20 protein-coding genes and 1 riboswitch are annotated in these 15,251 nt (G+C 61.7%); of the genes, 4 read left to right on the forward strand and 16 right to left on the reverse strand.

The window, feature by feature from the left end:
• Positions 1–77 precede the first annotated feature (77 nt).
• The 7 genes from iolG to NVV77_RS01900 form a co-directional block, all read right to left on the reverse strand.
• Positions 78–1,115 carry an inositol 2-dehydrogenase gene (gene iolG / locus NVV77_RS01870; protein ID WP_295410159.1) on the reverse strand — a complete coding sequence of 346 codons (1,038 nt, stop codon included), beginning with the start codon at positions 1,113–1,115 and terminating at the stop codon, positions 78–80.
• Positions 1,116–1,359: 244 nt separating this feature from the next.
• A complete protein-coding gene (locus NVV77_RS01875; RefSeq protein ID WP_295410161.1) occupies positions 1,360–1,815 on the reverse strand; it encodes a MerR family transcriptional regulator in 456 nt (151 codons plus the stop codon).
• Positions 1,816–1,842: 27 nt separating this feature from the next.
• On the reverse strand, positions 1,843–2,154 hold the full coding sequence (locus NVV77_RS01880; protein WP_035081618.1) for an integration host factor subunit alpha: 312 nt from the start codon (positions 2,152–2,154) through the stop codon (positions 1,843–1,845).
• A gap of 209 nt (positions 2,155–2,363) precedes the next feature.
• Positions 2,364–3,341, reverse strand: a complete 978-nt coding sequence (locus tag NVV77_RS01885) for a beta-ketoacyl-ACP synthase III (protein WP_295410163.1) — start codon at positions 3,339–3,341, stop codon at positions 2,364–2,366.
• Entirely contained in the window at positions 3,338–4,408 is a 1,071-nt protein-coding gene (gene plsX, locus NVV77_RS01890) for a phosphate acyltransferase PlsX (RefSeq protein ID WP_295410165.1), read from the reverse strand. The genes NVV77_RS01885 and plsX overlap by 4 nt, the downstream gene beginning before the upstream one ends.
• 82 nt (positions 4,409–4,490) lie before the next feature.
• Positions 4,491–5,036 (reverse strand): DUF177 domain-containing protein, encoded by a 546-nt coding sequence (locus tag NVV77_RS01895; protein ID WP_295410167.1) that lies wholly within the window; start codon positions 5,034–5,036, stop codon positions 4,491–4,493.
• Positions 5,033–5,557, reverse strand: coding sequence for a ubiquinol-cytochrome C chaperone family protein (locus NVV77_RS01900; RefSeq protein ID WP_295410170.1), 525 nt, complete (start codon positions 5,555–5,557; stop codon positions 5,033–5,035). Before NVV77_RS01900 ends, NVV77_RS01895 begins: the two co-directional genes overlap by 4 nt.
• A gap of 162 nt (positions 5,558–5,719) precedes the next feature.
• Here NVV77_RS01900 and NVV77_RS01905 point away from each other — a divergent pair, with 162 nt between their 5' ends.
• The gene (locus NVV77_RS01905) at positions 5,720–6,169 is read left to right on the forward strand and encodes an outer membrane protein assembly factor BamE (protein ID WP_295410171.1); all 450 of its coding nucleotides are present in this window, start codon (positions 5,720–5,722) and stop codon (positions 6,167–6,169) included.
• Positions 6,170–6,487: 318 nt separating this feature from the next.
• On the opposite strand, the gene nusB is transcribed toward NVV77_RS01905, so the two are convergent.
• From nusB to glyA, 4 genes are all read right to left on the reverse strand, one after another.
• The gene (gene nusB, locus NVV77_RS01910) at positions 6,488–6,979 is read right to left on the reverse strand and encodes a transcription antitermination factor NusB (RefSeq protein WP_295410173.1); all 492 of its coding nucleotides are present in this window, start codon (positions 6,977–6,979) and stop codon (positions 6,488–6,490) included.
• Positions 6,980–7,453 (reverse strand): 6,7-dimethyl-8-ribityllumazine synthase, encoded by a 474-nt coding sequence (ribH, locus tag NVV77_RS01915; protein WP_295410174.1) that lies wholly within the window; start codon positions 7,451–7,453, stop codon positions 6,980–6,982.
• Positions 7,454–7,523: 70 nt separating this feature from the next.
• Entirely contained in the window at positions 7,524–8,003 is a 480-nt protein-coding gene (nrdR, locus tag NVV77_RS01920) for a transcriptional regulator NrdR (protein ID WP_295410177.1), read from the reverse strand.
• A 20-nt stretch (positions 8,004–8,023) separates the two neighbouring features.
• Positions 8,024–9,322, reverse strand: a complete 1,299-nt coding sequence (gene glyA, locus NVV77_RS01925) for a serine hydroxymethyltransferase (RefSeq protein ID WP_295410179.1) — start codon at positions 9,320–9,322, stop codon at positions 8,024–8,026.
• Positions 9,323–9,443: 121 nt separating this feature from the next.
• Positions 9,444–9,527: riboswitch (ZMP/ZTP riboswitch) on the reverse strand.
• A 185-nt stretch (positions 9,528–9,712) separates the two neighbouring features.
• Here glyA and NVV77_RS01930 point away from each other — a divergent pair.
• Together NVV77_RS01930 and NVV77_RS01935 are read left to right on the forward strand one after the other, a co-directional pair.
• Positions 9,713–10,159 (forward strand): BA14K family protein, encoded by a 447-nt coding sequence (locus tag NVV77_RS01930; protein WP_295410181.1) that lies wholly within the window; start codon positions 9,713–9,715, stop codon positions 10,157–10,159.
• 135 nt (positions 10,160–10,294) lie between these two features.
• Positions 10,295–10,747 carry a BA14K family protein gene (locus tag NVV77_RS01935; protein ID WP_295410183.1) on the forward strand — a complete coding sequence of 151 codons (453 nt, stop codon included), beginning with the start codon at positions 10,295–10,297 and terminating at the stop codon, positions 10,745–10,747.
• On the opposite strand, the gene NVV77_RS01940 is transcribed toward NVV77_RS01935, so the two are convergent.
• The 4 genes from NVV77_RS01940 to NVV77_RS01955 form a co-directional block, all read right to left on the reverse strand.
• On the reverse strand, positions 10,744–10,953 hold the full coding sequence (locus tag NVV77_RS01940) for a hypothetical protein (RefSeq protein WP_295410186.1): 210 nt from the start codon (positions 10,951–10,953) through the stop codon (positions 10,744–10,746). The two genes, NVV77_RS01935 and NVV77_RS01940, sit on opposite strands and share 4 nt — an antisense overlap.
• 281 nt (positions 10,954–11,234) lie before the next feature.
• On the reverse strand, positions 11,235–12,548 hold the full coding sequence (locus NVV77_RS01945) for a L,D-transpeptidase family protein (protein WP_295410188.1): 1,314 nt from the start codon (positions 12,546–12,548) through the stop codon (positions 11,235–11,237).
• 232 nt (positions 12,549–12,780) lie between these two features.
• Positions 12,781–13,290: a winged helix DNA-binding protein gene (locus NVV77_RS01950; protein WP_035081594.1), complete on the reverse strand. Its 510-nt coding sequence runs from the start codon at positions 13,288–13,290 to the stop codon at positions 12,781–12,783.
• Between the two features lie 238 nt (positions 13,291–13,528).
• Positions 13,529–13,936, reverse strand: a complete 408-nt coding sequence (locus NVV77_RS01955) for a hypothetical protein (protein WP_295410192.1) — start codon at positions 13,934–13,936, stop codon at positions 13,529–13,531.
• 128 nt (positions 13,937–14,064) lie between these two features.
• On the opposite strand from NVV77_RS01955, the gene NVV77_RS01960 reads away from it, so the two are divergent.
• Complete coding sequence (locus tag NVV77_RS01960; protein ID WP_295410195.1) at positions 14,065–14,796, forward strand: helix-turn-helix domain-containing protein; 732 nt, start codon at positions 14,065–14,067, stop codon at positions 14,794–14,796.
• Here the strand turns inward: NVV77_RS01960 and NVV77_RS01965 are convergent.
• A complete protein-coding gene (locus tag NVV77_RS01965) occupies positions 14,793–15,182 on the reverse strand; it encodes a hypothetical protein (RefSeq protein WP_295410197.1) in 390 nt (129 codons plus the stop codon). The two genes, NVV77_RS01960 and NVV77_RS01965, sit on opposite strands and share 4 nt — an antisense overlap.
• Positions 15,183–15,251: the final 69 nt, after the last annotated feature.

The following is a 15,251-nucleotide window of genomic DNA, read 5'->3' on the forward strand; positions in this document are numbered from 1 at the left end:
GAATCCTTCTTCCTAAAACGGAGATCCCCGCTTTCGCGGGGATGACACTGTGATTGTGATGGTGCTCGCGGAGGCGATCAACGGCCCTGGAAGACCGATTTGTCGGCCATCACGCCGGTGATTTCGCTGACCTTGACCGTCCGGCCTTCCCTAGCGGATTTCAGGGCGGCGTCGGCAAGGGCGAGGGCGATGAGGCCGTCGGTGCCGCTGGGCGAGGCCGGGGATTTTGATTCAACGAAATCGATGAAGCTGCTGATTTCTCTCGCGTAAGCTTCGGTGTAGCGGGTCATGAAGAAGTCGTGCAGCGGCGGGCGGGTGTAGCCGGTGGCGTTGGCGATTTCGATGGAGACCGGGCGCTGGTTTTCGGCGGCGACGGCGCCCTTAGAGCCGTGGACTTCGATGCGCTGATCGTAGCCATAGGTGGCGCGGCGGGAATTCGAAATCGTGGCGTGTTTTCCCGTGGCCGTGGAGAGCATGACCGAGACGCTGTCGAAGTCGCCGGCGGTGCCGATGGCGGGGTCGACGAGGACGGAGGCCTGGGCGGTCACGGCGTCGATCTCTTCGCCGAGGAGGAAGCGCGCCATGTCGAAGTCATGGATCGTCATGTCGCGGAAAATGCCGCCGGAGCGCTTGATGTAGTCGACCGGCGGGGCGCCGGGGTCGCGCGAGATGATGGTGACCATTTCGACGTCGCCGATCTGGCCGGTGCTGATCGCTTCCTTGACGGCCTGGAAGTGTGGGTCGAAGCGGCGGTTGAAGCCGACCATGAGGGTGGCGGCGGTTTCGTCGACGACGCGGATGCAGGCTTTTACGCGCTCGATGTCGAGGTCGACGGGCTTTTCGCAGAAGATGGCTTTGCCGGCGCGGGCGAAGCGCTCGATGAGGTCGGCGTGCGTGTCTGTGGGGGTGCAGATGACGACGGCGTCGATGTCGGCAGAGGCGAGGATGGTGTCGATGGTGCGGACTTCGGCGCCGTATTGGGTGGCGATGGCGTTCGCTGCATCGGCCATGGGATCGGCGACGGCGACGAGTTTCGCCTTGGCATTGGAGCCGATGGCCTTAGCGTGAACTTTGCCAATGCGGCCGGCGCCGAGCAGGCCAAAACGAACGGTCATAGCGGGGTTCCTCCACCCGAAAATTGGTATGGAATGAATAGGCGATTTTTGGGTCGGATGGAATGAGAATTCTAGCAGGAGTGATGGGATTCGGGCTTGCCTAACCCCCACCCTTGATCCCCCACAAAGGGGAGGGAGGCGCGGGCTGAGGCACCGCGGTTCCATCGTGGGGGCCACGCCCTCGTGGTTCGAGGTACGCTGCGCTTCGCACCTCACCATGAGGTCTACTGGGAGAGGTGAAGGGTCAGTGTTCGCGGGCGCGTTCGAGGATGCGTTTGCACTCGAGAAGCTCGCGAAGGACTTCGGAGAGTTTTTCGCGCGATTCTTCGTCTAGGCTGGGGTCGGCGGTAAGAACGGCCTCTTCGATCTCGGCCTCGTCGGCTGCAGCCTGGGCTTCCTCGATGAGAGGGATGATCTCGTCCAGGCCCTTGCCTTCGCCGACGGCGATGACATAGCGCGGACCCTGGTCCTTGAGGATCTTTTGGACGCCCTTGATCGTAAAACCTTGATCGTAGAGCAGGTGACGGATGCCGCGGAGCAGCAGGACGTCTTCGGGGCGGTAGTAGCGGCGGCCGCCGCCGCGCTTCAGGGGCTTGATGGTGGCGAAGCGGGTTTCCCAGAATCGGAGGACGTGCTGAGGAAGATCGAGCTCTTCCGCGGCCTCTGAGATTGTCCGGAATGCGTCTGGAGACTTGTCCAAACCGCCTGCCCCTCCAGTAAGAAAGCCTTACTTTTCAGAGGCGACCATAGACTTGTTGATTTTGGACTTCAACACGTTGCTGGGTTTGAACACAAGAACCTGCCGGGGGAGGATAGGCACCTCTTCGCCGGTCTTGGGATTGCGGCCAATCCGCTCGTTCTTCGAGCGCACCTGGAAGGAGCCGAATGAAGAGAGTTTCACATTGGCGCCGGTGATCAGGGCGTCGGTGATGAGTTCGAGAACACGTTCGACCAGTTCGGCCGACTCGGTTCGCGACAGGCCGACAGAGCCATAAACAGCTTCCGCCAGGTCTGCCCGCGTTACCGTCTTCTGCGTCATTCGCACCCCCGTGGTTCAGGACTGGCTTCCCGGGCCAGCGTGATATTTTTTCTTCCGCTGTCGCCAATCAGCCTCCGCAGATTGGCAGGAAAACCTTCCTTTGATCGACGCGGCCAATCGTCAATTCGCCTGGCCTTAACGTCAGGCTCCTCCACCCGGCAGGACACTAACGCCTTGAAACGCTTGAGGTCAATCGGCTCAATGCCCGACTACCAGCGAATGAGCGAGGCCCCCCAGGTGAATCCGCCGCCCATGGCTTCAAGCATGACGAGATCACCCTGCTTGATGCGTCCATCGGCCACAGCAACGCTCAGAGCGAGCGGCACGGAGGCTGCGGAGGTATTGGCGTGGATGTCGACGGTGGTCACGACCTTTTCGGGCGGCAGGCCGAGCTTGGCCCCTGCCCCGTCGATGATGCGCTTGTTGGCCTGGTGCGGCACGAACCAGTCGAGATCGTCTACCGTGTAGCCGCCCTGCTCCAGCGCCTTGTAGACGACGTCGGTGATCTTGCCGACAGCGTGGCGGAAGACTTCCGCGCCAGCCATGTGCACATGGCCCGTGGTGCCGGTGGTGGACGGGCCGCCATCGACATAGAGCTTCTGCCAATGGTGACCATCGGAGCGCAGAGCGGACGAGAGAACGCCGCGCTCAGGCTCGCCATCGGCCAGTTCGACGCGCTCGAGAATCATGGCGCCGGCGCCGTCGCCGAAGAGCACGCAGGTGGTGCGGTCGGTCCAGTCGAGGAGGCGCGTAAAGGTTTCGGCGCCGATGACGAGGACGCGGTTGGCGAGGCCGTTCTTGATGTAGCTGTCGGCCGTGGTGACGGCATAGACAAAGCCCGAGCAGACGGCCTGCAGGTCGAAGGCGAAGCCGTGATGGATGCCGAGCTTCATCTGTACGAGGGTCGCGGCGGCCGGGAAGGTATAGTCCGGGGTCGTGGTGGCGACGATGATGAGGTCGATGTCTTCCGGCGTCATACCGGCATTGTCGAGTGCGGCCCGGGCGGCGGCGACGGCGAGGTCGGAGGTGAATTCGCCTTCCGCGGCGACATGGCGCTCCTTGATGCCGACGCGCTGCTGGATCCACTCGTCGGACGTGTCGACGGTCTTGGCCAACTCTTCATTGGTCAGGATTTTTTGGGGCAGGTAGCTACCGACCCCGCGGACAATTGAACGAACTCTGGTCACGCCGACTTGGCCTCGGAATCAGAAGGCAGCTCGGAAGCTGCAACATGGACGGGGAAGCGCTTCACGCTGTCGCTGATCTTTTCGATCAGGTTGCTGCGCGCCATTTCATAGGCAAGGCCCAGGGCGCTCTTGTACCCGACTTCGTCGGTACCGCCATGGGATTTGATGACGACGCCATTGAGGCCCATGAAGACGCCCCCATTGACGGCGCGGGGGTCCATCTTGCGGCGCAGGGCCGTAAGGGCGGACGAGGCGAAGAAGGCGCCGAGCATGCTGATCCAATTGGATTTGAGCGCGGTGCGCAGATAAGTGGCGACCTGGCGGGCGGTGCCTTCGGCGGTCTTGAGGGCCACATTGCCGACAAAGCCTTCGGTGACGACGACGTCGACCGTGCCCTTGCCGATATCGTCGCCCTCGACAAAGCCGTGATAGGTGAAGCCGGCGCCGGAGGCCTGCTGCAGGATCTTGCTGGCTTCCTTGATGTAATCGAGGCCCTTTACCTCTTCGGTGCCGATATTGAGCAGACCGACGGTGGGCTTTTCGGAATCAAAGAGCGAACGGGCCAGGGCGGAGCCCAGAATGGCATAGTCGACGAGCTGGCGCGCATCGGCACCGATGGTCGCGCCCATATCCAGCACGATGATGTCGGAGCGGACGGTGGGCCAGATGGCGGCGATGCCGGGGCGAGAAATGCCTTCCATGGGGCGGAGGCAGAAGGTGGCCATGGCCATCAGGGCGCCAGTATTGCCGCCGGATATGGCGACATCGGCTTCCTTGTCCTTAACGGCCTGGATCGCCATCCACATGGAGGAGACGTTTCGGCCCTTCCTGAGGGCCTGGCTGGGCTTTTCGTCCATGGCGATCACTTCTTCGCAGTGACGCACCTGGCTCGCGGCCTTGAGCCGGGGAAATTCTTCAAGGAGCGGGTCAATCTGCTCCTTGCGGCCATGGAAGATGAAACGGGTGTTCTTACGCTCGCGCAAGGCCAGATCGGCGCCATGGATAACCGCGCGCGGGGCGTGGTCGCCCCCCATGGCATCCACGGAAATCGTTATATATTCGGTCATTTCAGCCCGTTTTTCGGCCCGCTTGGGCAGGCATTCCAACATATCCCATAGGGAAGTGGGTGCAAGCCCCGCCCAGGAAGGTTCAAGTTTCGCCCTTGTCCTTGAGCTGACGCAGGGCCGCAAAAGGACCGCTATCGTCTTCGGTGGCATCGACCCCGAGCGTTGAGAGGTCTTCGCCCTCGCGCCGCGGGTAGGGATCGATGGCCAGAGCCAGGGTTTCGATCAGGAGAGCGCTCAGGTCGACCTCCGGACCGTCGATATGATCGGGAAAATCGTCATCTTCAAGGTCGATGAAAATTTCTGTGCCGGGCGCGGGCGCATGTGCCGTCTGACCGACGGGCAGGAAGACGCGGTCGACTTCCTCATCGATGTTCTGCGTGACCGGTTCGAAGCTGACGACGGAAGGTTGGACGATGCGCGCCTTGAGGCGCCCCTGTGCCCTCAGGCCGCCGCGCAGCGGGGCGACGGTGAGTTCGGCGACGAAGCGGTCGACTGCGATCAGCTTCATTTCCTCGGCGATGCGGGCGCGGGTCGCTTCATCGGCATCGACACTGACGGACCGCCCGGCTGTGGGCAGTTTGTCGATGCGAACGATCGCGTCGAAAAGGGGCTCAGGCTGGTCTTTCATGCGGCATTTCCGAATGTCACTGTGCCGCCGGTGATGGTCTCAACCGGCAGGTCGGCCAGGGCCTTGTCCTGCGCCATGAAGTAGCCAGCGAGGGTGCGGGCATGCTCCATGCCGGCGCCACCATAGATATTGCGCGAGAACACGGTGGCCAAGGCTTCCTTGTCGCCGCGATCCATAGCTTCATTGATGGCAGCAAGAAGGCCGAAAAAGAGATTGCCCATCTTCTGGATTTTCTTGGGGACACCGAGGTCCCCTGCCCCCATTTCGCGCAGGGAGCGGTCCATATCCTTGAAGAAGAGGTCGAAGACGGCCTGGCTGAAATTCTTGGTGGCCTCGGCACCGCGCAGGCGCCGGAAGAGCAGCGCCATATGGAGGCTGATCATGTCGAAACGGCCGGTGACCGTATCGGGCACGCCCCATTCGGCATAGAAGACAGGTTGCCGGGATTGCGCCACAATGGCCCGATAGACGCCATAAACAGCGTCGGTTGCCGTGTTTTTGCGGAACAGAGACAGGATCATGGGATTGCGCTCAGCCTCGGGATGGGTCAAACACATGCAAAGTCAGCCGACCCAATGTCAGCTTGCCAAAAAGCCAGGTTGACAGCTACACATTCCGGCGACCAAAGGGCACGCGCCTTGTTGTCACGCCTATAGTCGAGAGCCATCGGGAAAGTCAAATTCATGCCCATGCGTATTGCTTCCGCTCCCTTCGCACCGATCGCCGCTGCAGCCTTGCTGGCTGTTGCGCTGGCCGCCTGCACGAGCAGCACGTCGCTCGTCACCAAGAGGACGCAGGGCTACGAAATTTCCGATAGCGCGATGCAGCAGATTCGCGTGGGCCAGAGCCAGGATCTGGTGACGCTGGTGCTCGGCTCGCCGCAGTCGACCAATACCTTTGGCGACCAGACCGCCTGGTACTATGTGCAGACCAAGGTGGCGCAGACCTCGTTCGGCATGAACACCGCGCTCGAGCGCACCGTGCTCGCGATTTATTTCGACAAGAACAAGAAGGTCGTGGACAAGGCCGTCTACACCGCTGCTGATGGCAAGGTCGTCGCGGTGGAAAGCCGCCGTACCCCGTCTTATGGCGAAGACCGCACGTTTATCGATCAGATCTTGCAGTCGTTCTGAGGTTTTTCGGAACGCAGAGAATTGGAAAAGCCCCGGTTTTGCCGGGGCTTTTTGTTTTGGGGCAGTTGCATCGGGGCTCACATCACCCCTCCCAGCCTCCCCCATCAAGGGGGAGGTGCTGCATCGAGTGTGAGGCACTATCCCATTCAAACTCACCGTACCTTCACCTCCCCCTTGATGGGGGAGGCAGGGAGGGGGTGTGAGAGCCAAGGTCCTAGCGCGTGAACACCCCTCCCCCGCCCTCCCCGTCAAGGGGAGGGTGTCGCACCGAGTGCGTCAAAGTTTTGTGCGAAGGCCTGTGTCAGGGCGACCTGGCGGTCAGCTCTTCTTTTCCAGATCCACACCAGCGCTCCGCGCGATGGAATCAAGCGCGGCGTTGACCATGCCGGAGGCGTCTTCTTCGAAGAAGGCGCGGGCGACGTCGACATATTCAGTGATGACGACGCGGGCCGGGATGTCTCTACGGCGCAGGAGTTCGAAGGCGGCGGCGCGGAGGATGGCGCGGAGCGTGGAATCGATGCGATCGATCGGCCAGTCTTCGGCCAGGGCCTTGTCGATGGCGGGGTCGATCTCGAGCTGGTTCTTGGTGACGCCGCGCACGATCTGGCCGAAGAAATCGGCATCGGCCGGCAGGTATTGTTCGCCCTCGACTTCGCGGCCGAGATGGAAGGCACTGAACTGGGCCAGCGTGTCTTCCAGCGTCTGGCGCCCCACATCCATCTGGTAGAGCGCCTGGACAGCCGCGAGGCGGGCGGCGCCGCGCTGGTTGGCTGGACGCGAATTGTTCGGGATGGGGGGCGTATCAGTCATTTATGCGTTCAACTTTGCCTTGAGAGCGGCGAGAGCAAGGGCGGCGCGGGCGGCATCGCCACCACGATCGCCATCGGCGACGCGGGCGCGGGTCCAGGCCTGGCCTTCGTTCTCGACCGTAAGAATGCCGATGCCAAGCGGCAAGGCATCCACCACCGCCAATTCGGCAAGGGCGCGGATGCTTTCGCTGGCGACGGACACGTAGTGATTGGACTGGCCACGGATAACGCAGCCGAGGGCGACGTAGCCATCATAATTGTCGGTTTCGAGAGCCATGGCGACGCCGACGGGCACTTCCATGGCGCCGGGGACGGCGATGACGTCAAAGGTGGCGCCGGCGGCCTTGAGGGCGGCGCTGGCGCCAGCCTTCATCTCATCGGCGATGCCGGGATAGGCCCTGCCCTCGACGATGAGGAAATGGAGCCCCTCAGCCGAATTGGGCTCGATCGAAAAGCGTTCGCCGTAAGAATCCATAGCAGACATCCTTGCCTTTGCTACCCAACCCCATAGTCCGGCCCGCAACGGCGAGCAAGGCGAGACTAGATCAATCGTCCTCGGGAAGGGGCGTATTCGCGTCGGAATCAAGCTCGGCGAGGAAATCGCGGAAATCGTCGGGACCGGCGAAATTCTTGTAGACCGAGGCGAAGCGGACGAAGGCGACGTGGTCGAGGCCCTTGAGGCCGACCATAACATATTCACCGATCTGATCGGAGGTAATTTCAACGTCGCCAAGGCTTTCGAGCTGGCGGACGATGCCCGAAATCATGCGCTCGACGCGCTCAGGATCGACCGAGCGCTTGCGTAGCGCCGTGTTGACCGAGCGAGTGAGCTTTTCGCGATCGAAGGGGACTTTTCGGCCGGTTTTCTTGACCACCGTCAGATCGCGCAACTGTACGCGCTCAAAGGTAGTGAAGCGGCCGCCGCAGGCATTGCACACGCGGCGGCGGCGGATAGCGCCCGAATCTTCGGTCGGGCGGCTATCCTTCACCTGGGTATCGTCATTGCCACAATAGGGGCAGCGCATCCTTATGTGGCCCTTTCAGATCAGCCGTAGATCGGGAAGCGGTCGGTCAGCGTCTTAACCTTGGCGCGGACTTCGGCTTCGACGGCGCCGTTGTTGTCATCGCCATTGGTCTTGAGGCCATCGAGCACTTCGATGATGTATTCGCCCACAAGCTTGAATTCGGCCGTGCCGAAGCCGCGCGAGGTGCCGGCCGGGGTGCCGAGACGCACGCCCGAGGTGATCGCGGGCTTTTCCGGATCGAAGGGCACGGCGTTCTTGTTGCAGGTGATGTGGGCGCGGCCGAGGGCGTTTTCAGTCGCCTTGCCGGTGAGGCCCTTGGGACGGAGGTCAACCAGCATCAGGTGGTTGTCGGTGCCGCCCGAGACGATGTCGACGCCGCCCTTGACGAGGGTTTCGGCGAGCACCTGGGCATTGGCCACGACCTGCTGGGCGTAGAGCTTGAATTCGGGCTGCAGCGCTTCCTTGAAGGCCACGGCCTTGGCGGCGATGACGTGCATCAGCGGGCCGCCCTGGATGCCCGGGAAAATGGCCGAATTGATCTTCTTGGCGATGTCTTCATCGTTGGTGAGGATCAGGCCGCCGCGCGGGCCGCGCAGGGTCTTGTGGGTCGTCGTGGTGGCGACGTGGGCGTGCGGGAACGGGCTGGGGTAGACGCCGCCAGCGACGAGGCCGGCAACGTGGGCCATGTCGACGAAAAGGATGGCGCCGACTTCATCGGCGATGGCGCGGAACTCGGCCCAGTCCATGATGCGCGAATAGGCCGAGAAACCAGCAACGATCATCTTGGGCTTGTGCTCGCGGGCGAGCTGACGGACCTGGTCCATATCGACGCGGCCGTCCTGCTTGCGCAGGCCGTACTGGATGGCGTTGAACCACTTGCCCGACTGGTTGGGCTTGGCGCCGTGGGTCAGGTGACCACCGGCATCGAGCGACATGCCGAGGATGGTGTCGCCGGGCTGGATCAGGGCCTGATAGACGCCCTGATTGGCCTGCGAACCGGAATTGGGCTGGACGTTGGCAAACGCGGTGCCGAAGAGCTGCTTGGCGCGCTCGATGGCGAGGCTTTCGGCGACGTCGACATACTGGCAGCCGCCATAGTAGCGCTTGCCGGGATAGCCTTCGGCATACTTGTTGGTCAGCACCGAGCCCTGGGCTTCGAGCACGGCCTGGGAAACGATGTTTTCCGAGGCGATCAGCTCGATTTCGCTCTGCTGGCGACCGAGTTCGTCCTGAATGGCCTTGGCGATTTCCGGGTCGGTTTGAGCAACCGAGGCGGAAAAGAAATGGGGAAAGAGCGGGGTAGAAGTGGCAGCGCTCATGCGACGATTTCCTCACAAAGGATCAGGGTGACCGGCATGGCGGTGCCTTTATCACGGCGAGTAGCGCAAATCCAAGTCCGATACATATGTACTGGATCCATGGGGCTCCCCCTGATCGTGGATGGGTTGCCCAGGCGAGCGGCTCTATGAAGTTCGCGTTTCCCGATGGTTGCCCATCTCTTTCTCGCCAGTCGCGCGAACGCGGTGAATATGGCTGAAAGCGGCAGCCGTGTGAAGGCCCCAAGAGCGACATGCCATCCTACTATCAACACTCAAAATATTGAATTTTACCGAGTTCTGGCGCGGTACTTTCACCACGCCAGCGAACCCTTTCTAGAGAAGCTCTGTCCATTCTCTTGCCAACAGAGTGCGATCATCCAGGAGGGATCAATGAAACCGCTCGTGACCAAATTGACCGCCATTGCCATGACCGGCCTATTGTCCATTTCGAGCTTTGCGCCGGCGCAGGCGCAGGACAACTCATTGAACTTCAGCCAGCGGCAGCAGGTTGTCCAAGGCTATTGCCAGCGCTTCCCGCAGGACCCCGATTGCAACGGCTGGTGGTTCTGGAGCGCGCGGGACTATGACGCGTTCTACTATCGCAACCGCAGCGACCTCGATCCGCTGGTGGCCGGGATTCTGGGCCTTGCGATCGGCGCGATCATCGGCGGCGCCATTGCCAACAGCAACAAGAGCCACAATACGAGCCCGCCTCCGACCTTTACCAGACGCGACAACGGCCACGTGGCGCGCTGCTACCAGCGCTACAAGTCCTATGACGAACGGACCGATACCTTCCTCGGCTATGACGGCATTCGCCACCCCTGCACGCTCTAGTGTTTGGCGCGCCGGGGCTTCACAGGCCCCGGCCTGCGCAGGGGCGGCAGACATTCGATAGTTTGCAACCACCTGCCCTGCCCGGACATTGACTCCACAATCAGCATTGGCGGGCTTCGGCCCGGGAGTGGAGAAATGAGAAAGCTAGCTGGCCTTGCGAGTGGTCTTGCAATGAGCGGTATTTTGGCTTTGAGCGCTGTCGTTCCGGCGCAGGCCCAATCGGTGACGATGAGCTTTGGCCAACGGTACCAGGTGATCGAAACCTATTGCGACCGGAACCCATGGGACCCTGACTGCCAAGGCTTCTACGGCGGCGGCTGGGACGATCGCGACTATAACAATTTCTATTATTCGCGCCGGTCTTCCATCGACAATATAGCGTCGGGGATTCTCGGTTTCACCTTTGGCGCCGCGATCGGGTCGATCATTGCCAATGGCAATAACAACACGCGTGGTGGCGTCGTGGTCTATGGTGGCAACAATTACGACGCCCATGTGCAGGCCTGCTACAACCGCTACAGGTCCTACGACGAAGAAACCGACACTTTCCTGGGCTATGACGGCATTCGTCACCGCTGCAATCTCTAGGCGTAGCGGCCTGTCGGTGGTGGCGGAGGAGGTTCGGGGTCGCCCAGCTTGCGCCTGAGCTTGGCAAGGGCAACGCGCTCCATTTGCAGGCGCGTTGCGCTGACGGGGGTGATGACAAACACTTCGGTGCCCGTCACCTCGTCTATCGCGGCGACGCGCATGACCTGACCCATCTGCACGAATTCAAAAAGAACCCCGCCCGACATGGGACCTCCATCACTGTGAGGAGTTTAGCAGGGATTCGGGACGGCGCGGAGTCGGAAATATGCGGATGTCCTTTCCGCTGGGCGTTGCTTCACCGGATGTCACCGCGGCTCGGCCCCTAACGCACGATGGACGTGAACAAGAACATCTCAGGATGGGCCCCGGCTTTCGCCGGGGTGACATCGAGTTGGGTGTAGGTCTCCGCTAGTCCCTGCCCTGCAAACAAAAATCCCCGCTTTCGCGGGGATTTTTGTTCAGCATTGTCGCCATTCGAGCTTAGCCCTCAAGCGTCGAACGACACTTTACCCTGTTCGTCGAACTTGTAGACGTCGTCGCGGAAGCTGACGGTGCCCTGGCGGTTGGCCCAGGCGGTAATGTAGGTCGTGTGGATCGGCACGCGCGCCTTGCACTCGACGTCGAGGCGCTGGAGCGAGTCGAAGGTCGAGTCGACCTTCTGCTGATCCCAATCGCCATTGTCGCGCAGCAGCCAGTTGACCAGCTGGTTGACGCCATCGACGCGGACGCAGCCCGAGGAGTGGAAGCGGGCGTTCTCGTTGAAGAGTGCCTTGGTCGGGGTGTCGTGCAGGTAGCAATCGTAGGGGTTGTAGAAGTTGATCTTGCAGTGGCCCATGGAGTTGGCGGCGCCGGGCTCCTGGCGATACATGTAGTTGACCTGCGCATCGGTGATGGCAGCCCAATTGATCGACTGCGGATCGACCTTGTTGCCCGAGCCGTCGTAGATGAAAATGTTCTGCTCGGTCAGGTAATTTGGGTTTTCGAGCATGTACTTGGTCAGGTCCTGGCGGACCAGCGACTTGGGCACGTGCCAATAGGGGTTGAAGTTGATCTGGCTGATATTGCTGGCCATGATCGGGGTGGCGCGTTCGACGCGGCCCACGACCGCCGTGTGACGCTGCTCAACCATGCCGTCATTGACCGCCTCGATGGTGGCGGCGGGGATGTTCACCACCACATAGCGCGGGTTGAGCTTGGCGGCCATGTTCTGGACGCGCGTGTAATTGAGGTAAAGCTGCTGCAGGCGCTGCTGCGCCGGAACGGCCATGGCGTACCAGGTGGCTTCATCGACCTGGCCGTTGACGACGAGGCCATGACGGGCCTGGAAGGCGCGGACGCCGGCATCGGTCGGGGCGTCGAACAGCTCGTTGACGTTTTCGACCATTCCCATGTCGCCCGAGGAAATCAGGCGGCGCTTGAGATTGACGACGTGGCGCGCAGACTTGCCGAGATTGAGGCCATAAGCCTCCTGCGGGATTTCCTCCCAGCCGCCGGCAGCCACGAAAGGCTCGTACTGCGAGATGGCGAGCTGCAGGTTGTAGACCGTGTCAAAGGACAGGATCGGCTCATTGGTGGAGATCAGCGCTTCGGCCGCGGCAGTAGCGCCGCCCTGATCTGCATCCTTCAGCACGCGATTGCGGGCGAACATGTCCCAGATCGACTCGCCTTCCTGTGCCGTTGCCAAGCTTGGCAGCAGCGCCGTGCTGGCGCCGGCAATGGCCATGGTCTGCAGAAAGGAACGTCGATTAACCCGCATATCGTCACCCGAAGGAATCTGTCGCCACATAGGCGCGATTATCATTGCCGGCACCTGTTCCACAACGGCTGTCAACGCCTTGTGAACCATGAGGGCAGCCCCATCCATAGTCGAGGAATGGTTTAAAAACCACGTAATCGGGTGCCTTGGATTTGCGGCACAAATAAGAAAACGCCGGCCATGGGCCGGCGTCTCCGCAGAGAGTGTGGCGTGGAGGCAACACAAGCCTACACCCGCATGCTGTTTCAATTGACGCGCAGCGCCGCTCCGCATGCAATCAGAGCTTGTACAGAATCTGGTCGACCCAGAAGCGTTCCAGACGGGCCAGAGCCTTGTTCAGGTTATCGAACTCTTCGTCGCCGAGGCCGCCGACCTTGTCGATGGATTTCAGGTGACGATCATAGAGTTCGTCGATCACTTCCGCGACTTCCTCGCCCTTGGGGGTGAGGCGAATGCGGACCGAACGACGGTCGGTGCGCGAGCGCTCCTGGAAGATGTAACCGGTCTCGACCAGCTTCTTGAGATTGTAAGAAACGTTGGAGCCGAGATAGTAGCCACGCGAGCGCAGCTCACCGGCGGTCAGTTCGCTGTCGCCGATGTTGAACATCAGCAGCGCCTGGACCGGGTTGATATCGTCCCAACCCATACGATCGAACTCGTCCTTGATCAGGTCGAGAAGACGACGGTGGAGACGTTCCACACGGGAGACGGCTTCGAGATAGAGGGGCTTGAGACCTTCCGGACGGTTCGGGATCAGGGCCTCAGCTGCGTTCGACTTGGTTGCCATTTTTGCCTCACTGTTTTTTCTCTGCGTGCGATTTTTCGCATCTCATGAGGCCAAACTACGACGGCCGAACTAAGATCGCCCTAAACAGCACGCTTAATGGCATCTTACTGGAAAGCAATGAGAATTTGGCTTAACGCTTCGTCACACCGGTGCATAAAGTTGTAACCTTTCCGAGGCGTAAACGGCTCTCGGACCAGCGTTCGGCGGGCGGCCCGTGCGACCGCCCGCATACGTGATGTCAGGCTCGCAGGGTCTTGGGGCCGGCCAGCTTGATGGCGAAAATGACCGATACGGCCAGCGCCTGGGCGATGATGAAGGTTACTCCGATCGCGGTCATTTGAGCCGAATAAAGCACAAGAAGCAAAACACTCAGCAGGACCCAGAGGCCGTCGCCGAGGAGGTTGGCGAGGAGGGAAATCCTGTCGGGGCCCGTGGCTGCGCCGATGGTCCAGTTAAAGAGGGCCCAGGGCAGCAGGAAAATACCGACGCCGAGAAGGACCGTGTGCATGGGGGCCCAGCCGATGAGAGTGGTGAGCGGGGTGGCGAGGACGAGAAGGCCTACGCACATGGTGAGGGAGAGCACGGCGTCGAAGCGGTAGATGAGGCCGGGATCGCGGAGGATGAGGGGCTGGGTGGCGGTCGCCATAGTGGTTCTCCAAGGAACGGGTTGTCGATGGCTTGAGGGTGGCGCGCGGGAGGTCATGAAGACAATTACCTGCGGGGTAATGGAATTGCGGCGGATCCTGCGGCAGGTTGGGGCCAAGGAGACAAGCCATGTTTGAGACGGCCCTGCGCGATTGGCGCAATCAACGAGGAATGAGCCAGATGGCGCTGGCCATGGCGGCGGAAGTATCGCCGCGGCACTTGTCATTTCTGGAGTCCGCGCGGGCGCGGCCGAGCGCTGCCATGGTGCTGCGGCTGTCCGAGGCGCTCGACCTGCCGCTGCGGGAGCGCAATGGTCTGCTTGTGGCGGCCGGGTTTGCGCCGCACTATGGGGACAATGACTGGCTAAGTCCTCAGATGACCGAGCTTAGGCAGGCGGCGCAGCTATTGCTGAAGGCACATGGGCCCTACCCTGCCATCGTGCTCGATGCGGCCTTTGATATTCTGGAAGCCAATGGGGCGGCGCTGGTGCTGATCGGGGTGGAGACGCTGCCGAAGGTGCGGCTTAACCTGGCCGATCTCGTGTTTGAGCCGGGCGCGGTGCGCGAGGCCATCGTCAACTGGGCGGAAGTGGCGGCCTATCTGATGCATCGCTTGCGCGAAGGCGTAAGGCGGCATGGGCCGAGCGCACCGGTGGCGCGGGTGCTCATGCGGGTGCGAAGGCATGAGGGCGTCGACGGCTTGAGCCTGCGGCCGGAAGGTACGCTTGGGCAGGTGCTGCTACCACTGGAATTCCGGATGGGCGATCAGGTGACGCGCTGGTTCACGACGGTCACGAGTTTTGGTGCGCCGCAGGATGCGCTGGCCGAGGAGATCACCATCGAGCAGTTTCACCCTGCTTAGTCAGCGGCCTGGGCGCGCGTGAAGCGGAAGCTTAGCGCGAAGATGACTGATATGGCGACGAGCAGCACGATGCGGACGGCGAAGCCGAAGGCGGACATGCGGATGTCGGGGCTGCCGGCGAGATAGAGCGCCAATTCGGCAGTGGTGGAGCCAACCAGGAGAACGGCGCCCCAGCTTGCCTTGAGCCAGAGGCCGACACCGGCAAAGAGGCGCGCGAGCGAGAAGATGCCGAGGAGCACAAAGCCCACGGGGCCGAGAACGGCGACCGGGCTGGTGGCGCCGAGATTGACGCCGAGCAGGCGGCCGGCATCGCTGAGGCCCAGAGCCAGGCTCAGCAGAGCGACGACGCGGATATAGAGGCCGAGCTGGGGTGATTTGAACGACATGGCTTCTTAGTAGCGAGCGCGAGGGGCTGCGACAAGCGGCGGCTTGGAGGTAAGCGACGCGGCTGGTAT

Origin of the sequence: Devosia sp. (assembly GCF_024707125.1) — a bacterium.
GTDB lineage: Bacteria > Pseudomonadota > Alphaproteobacteria > Rhizobiales > Devosiaceae > Devosia.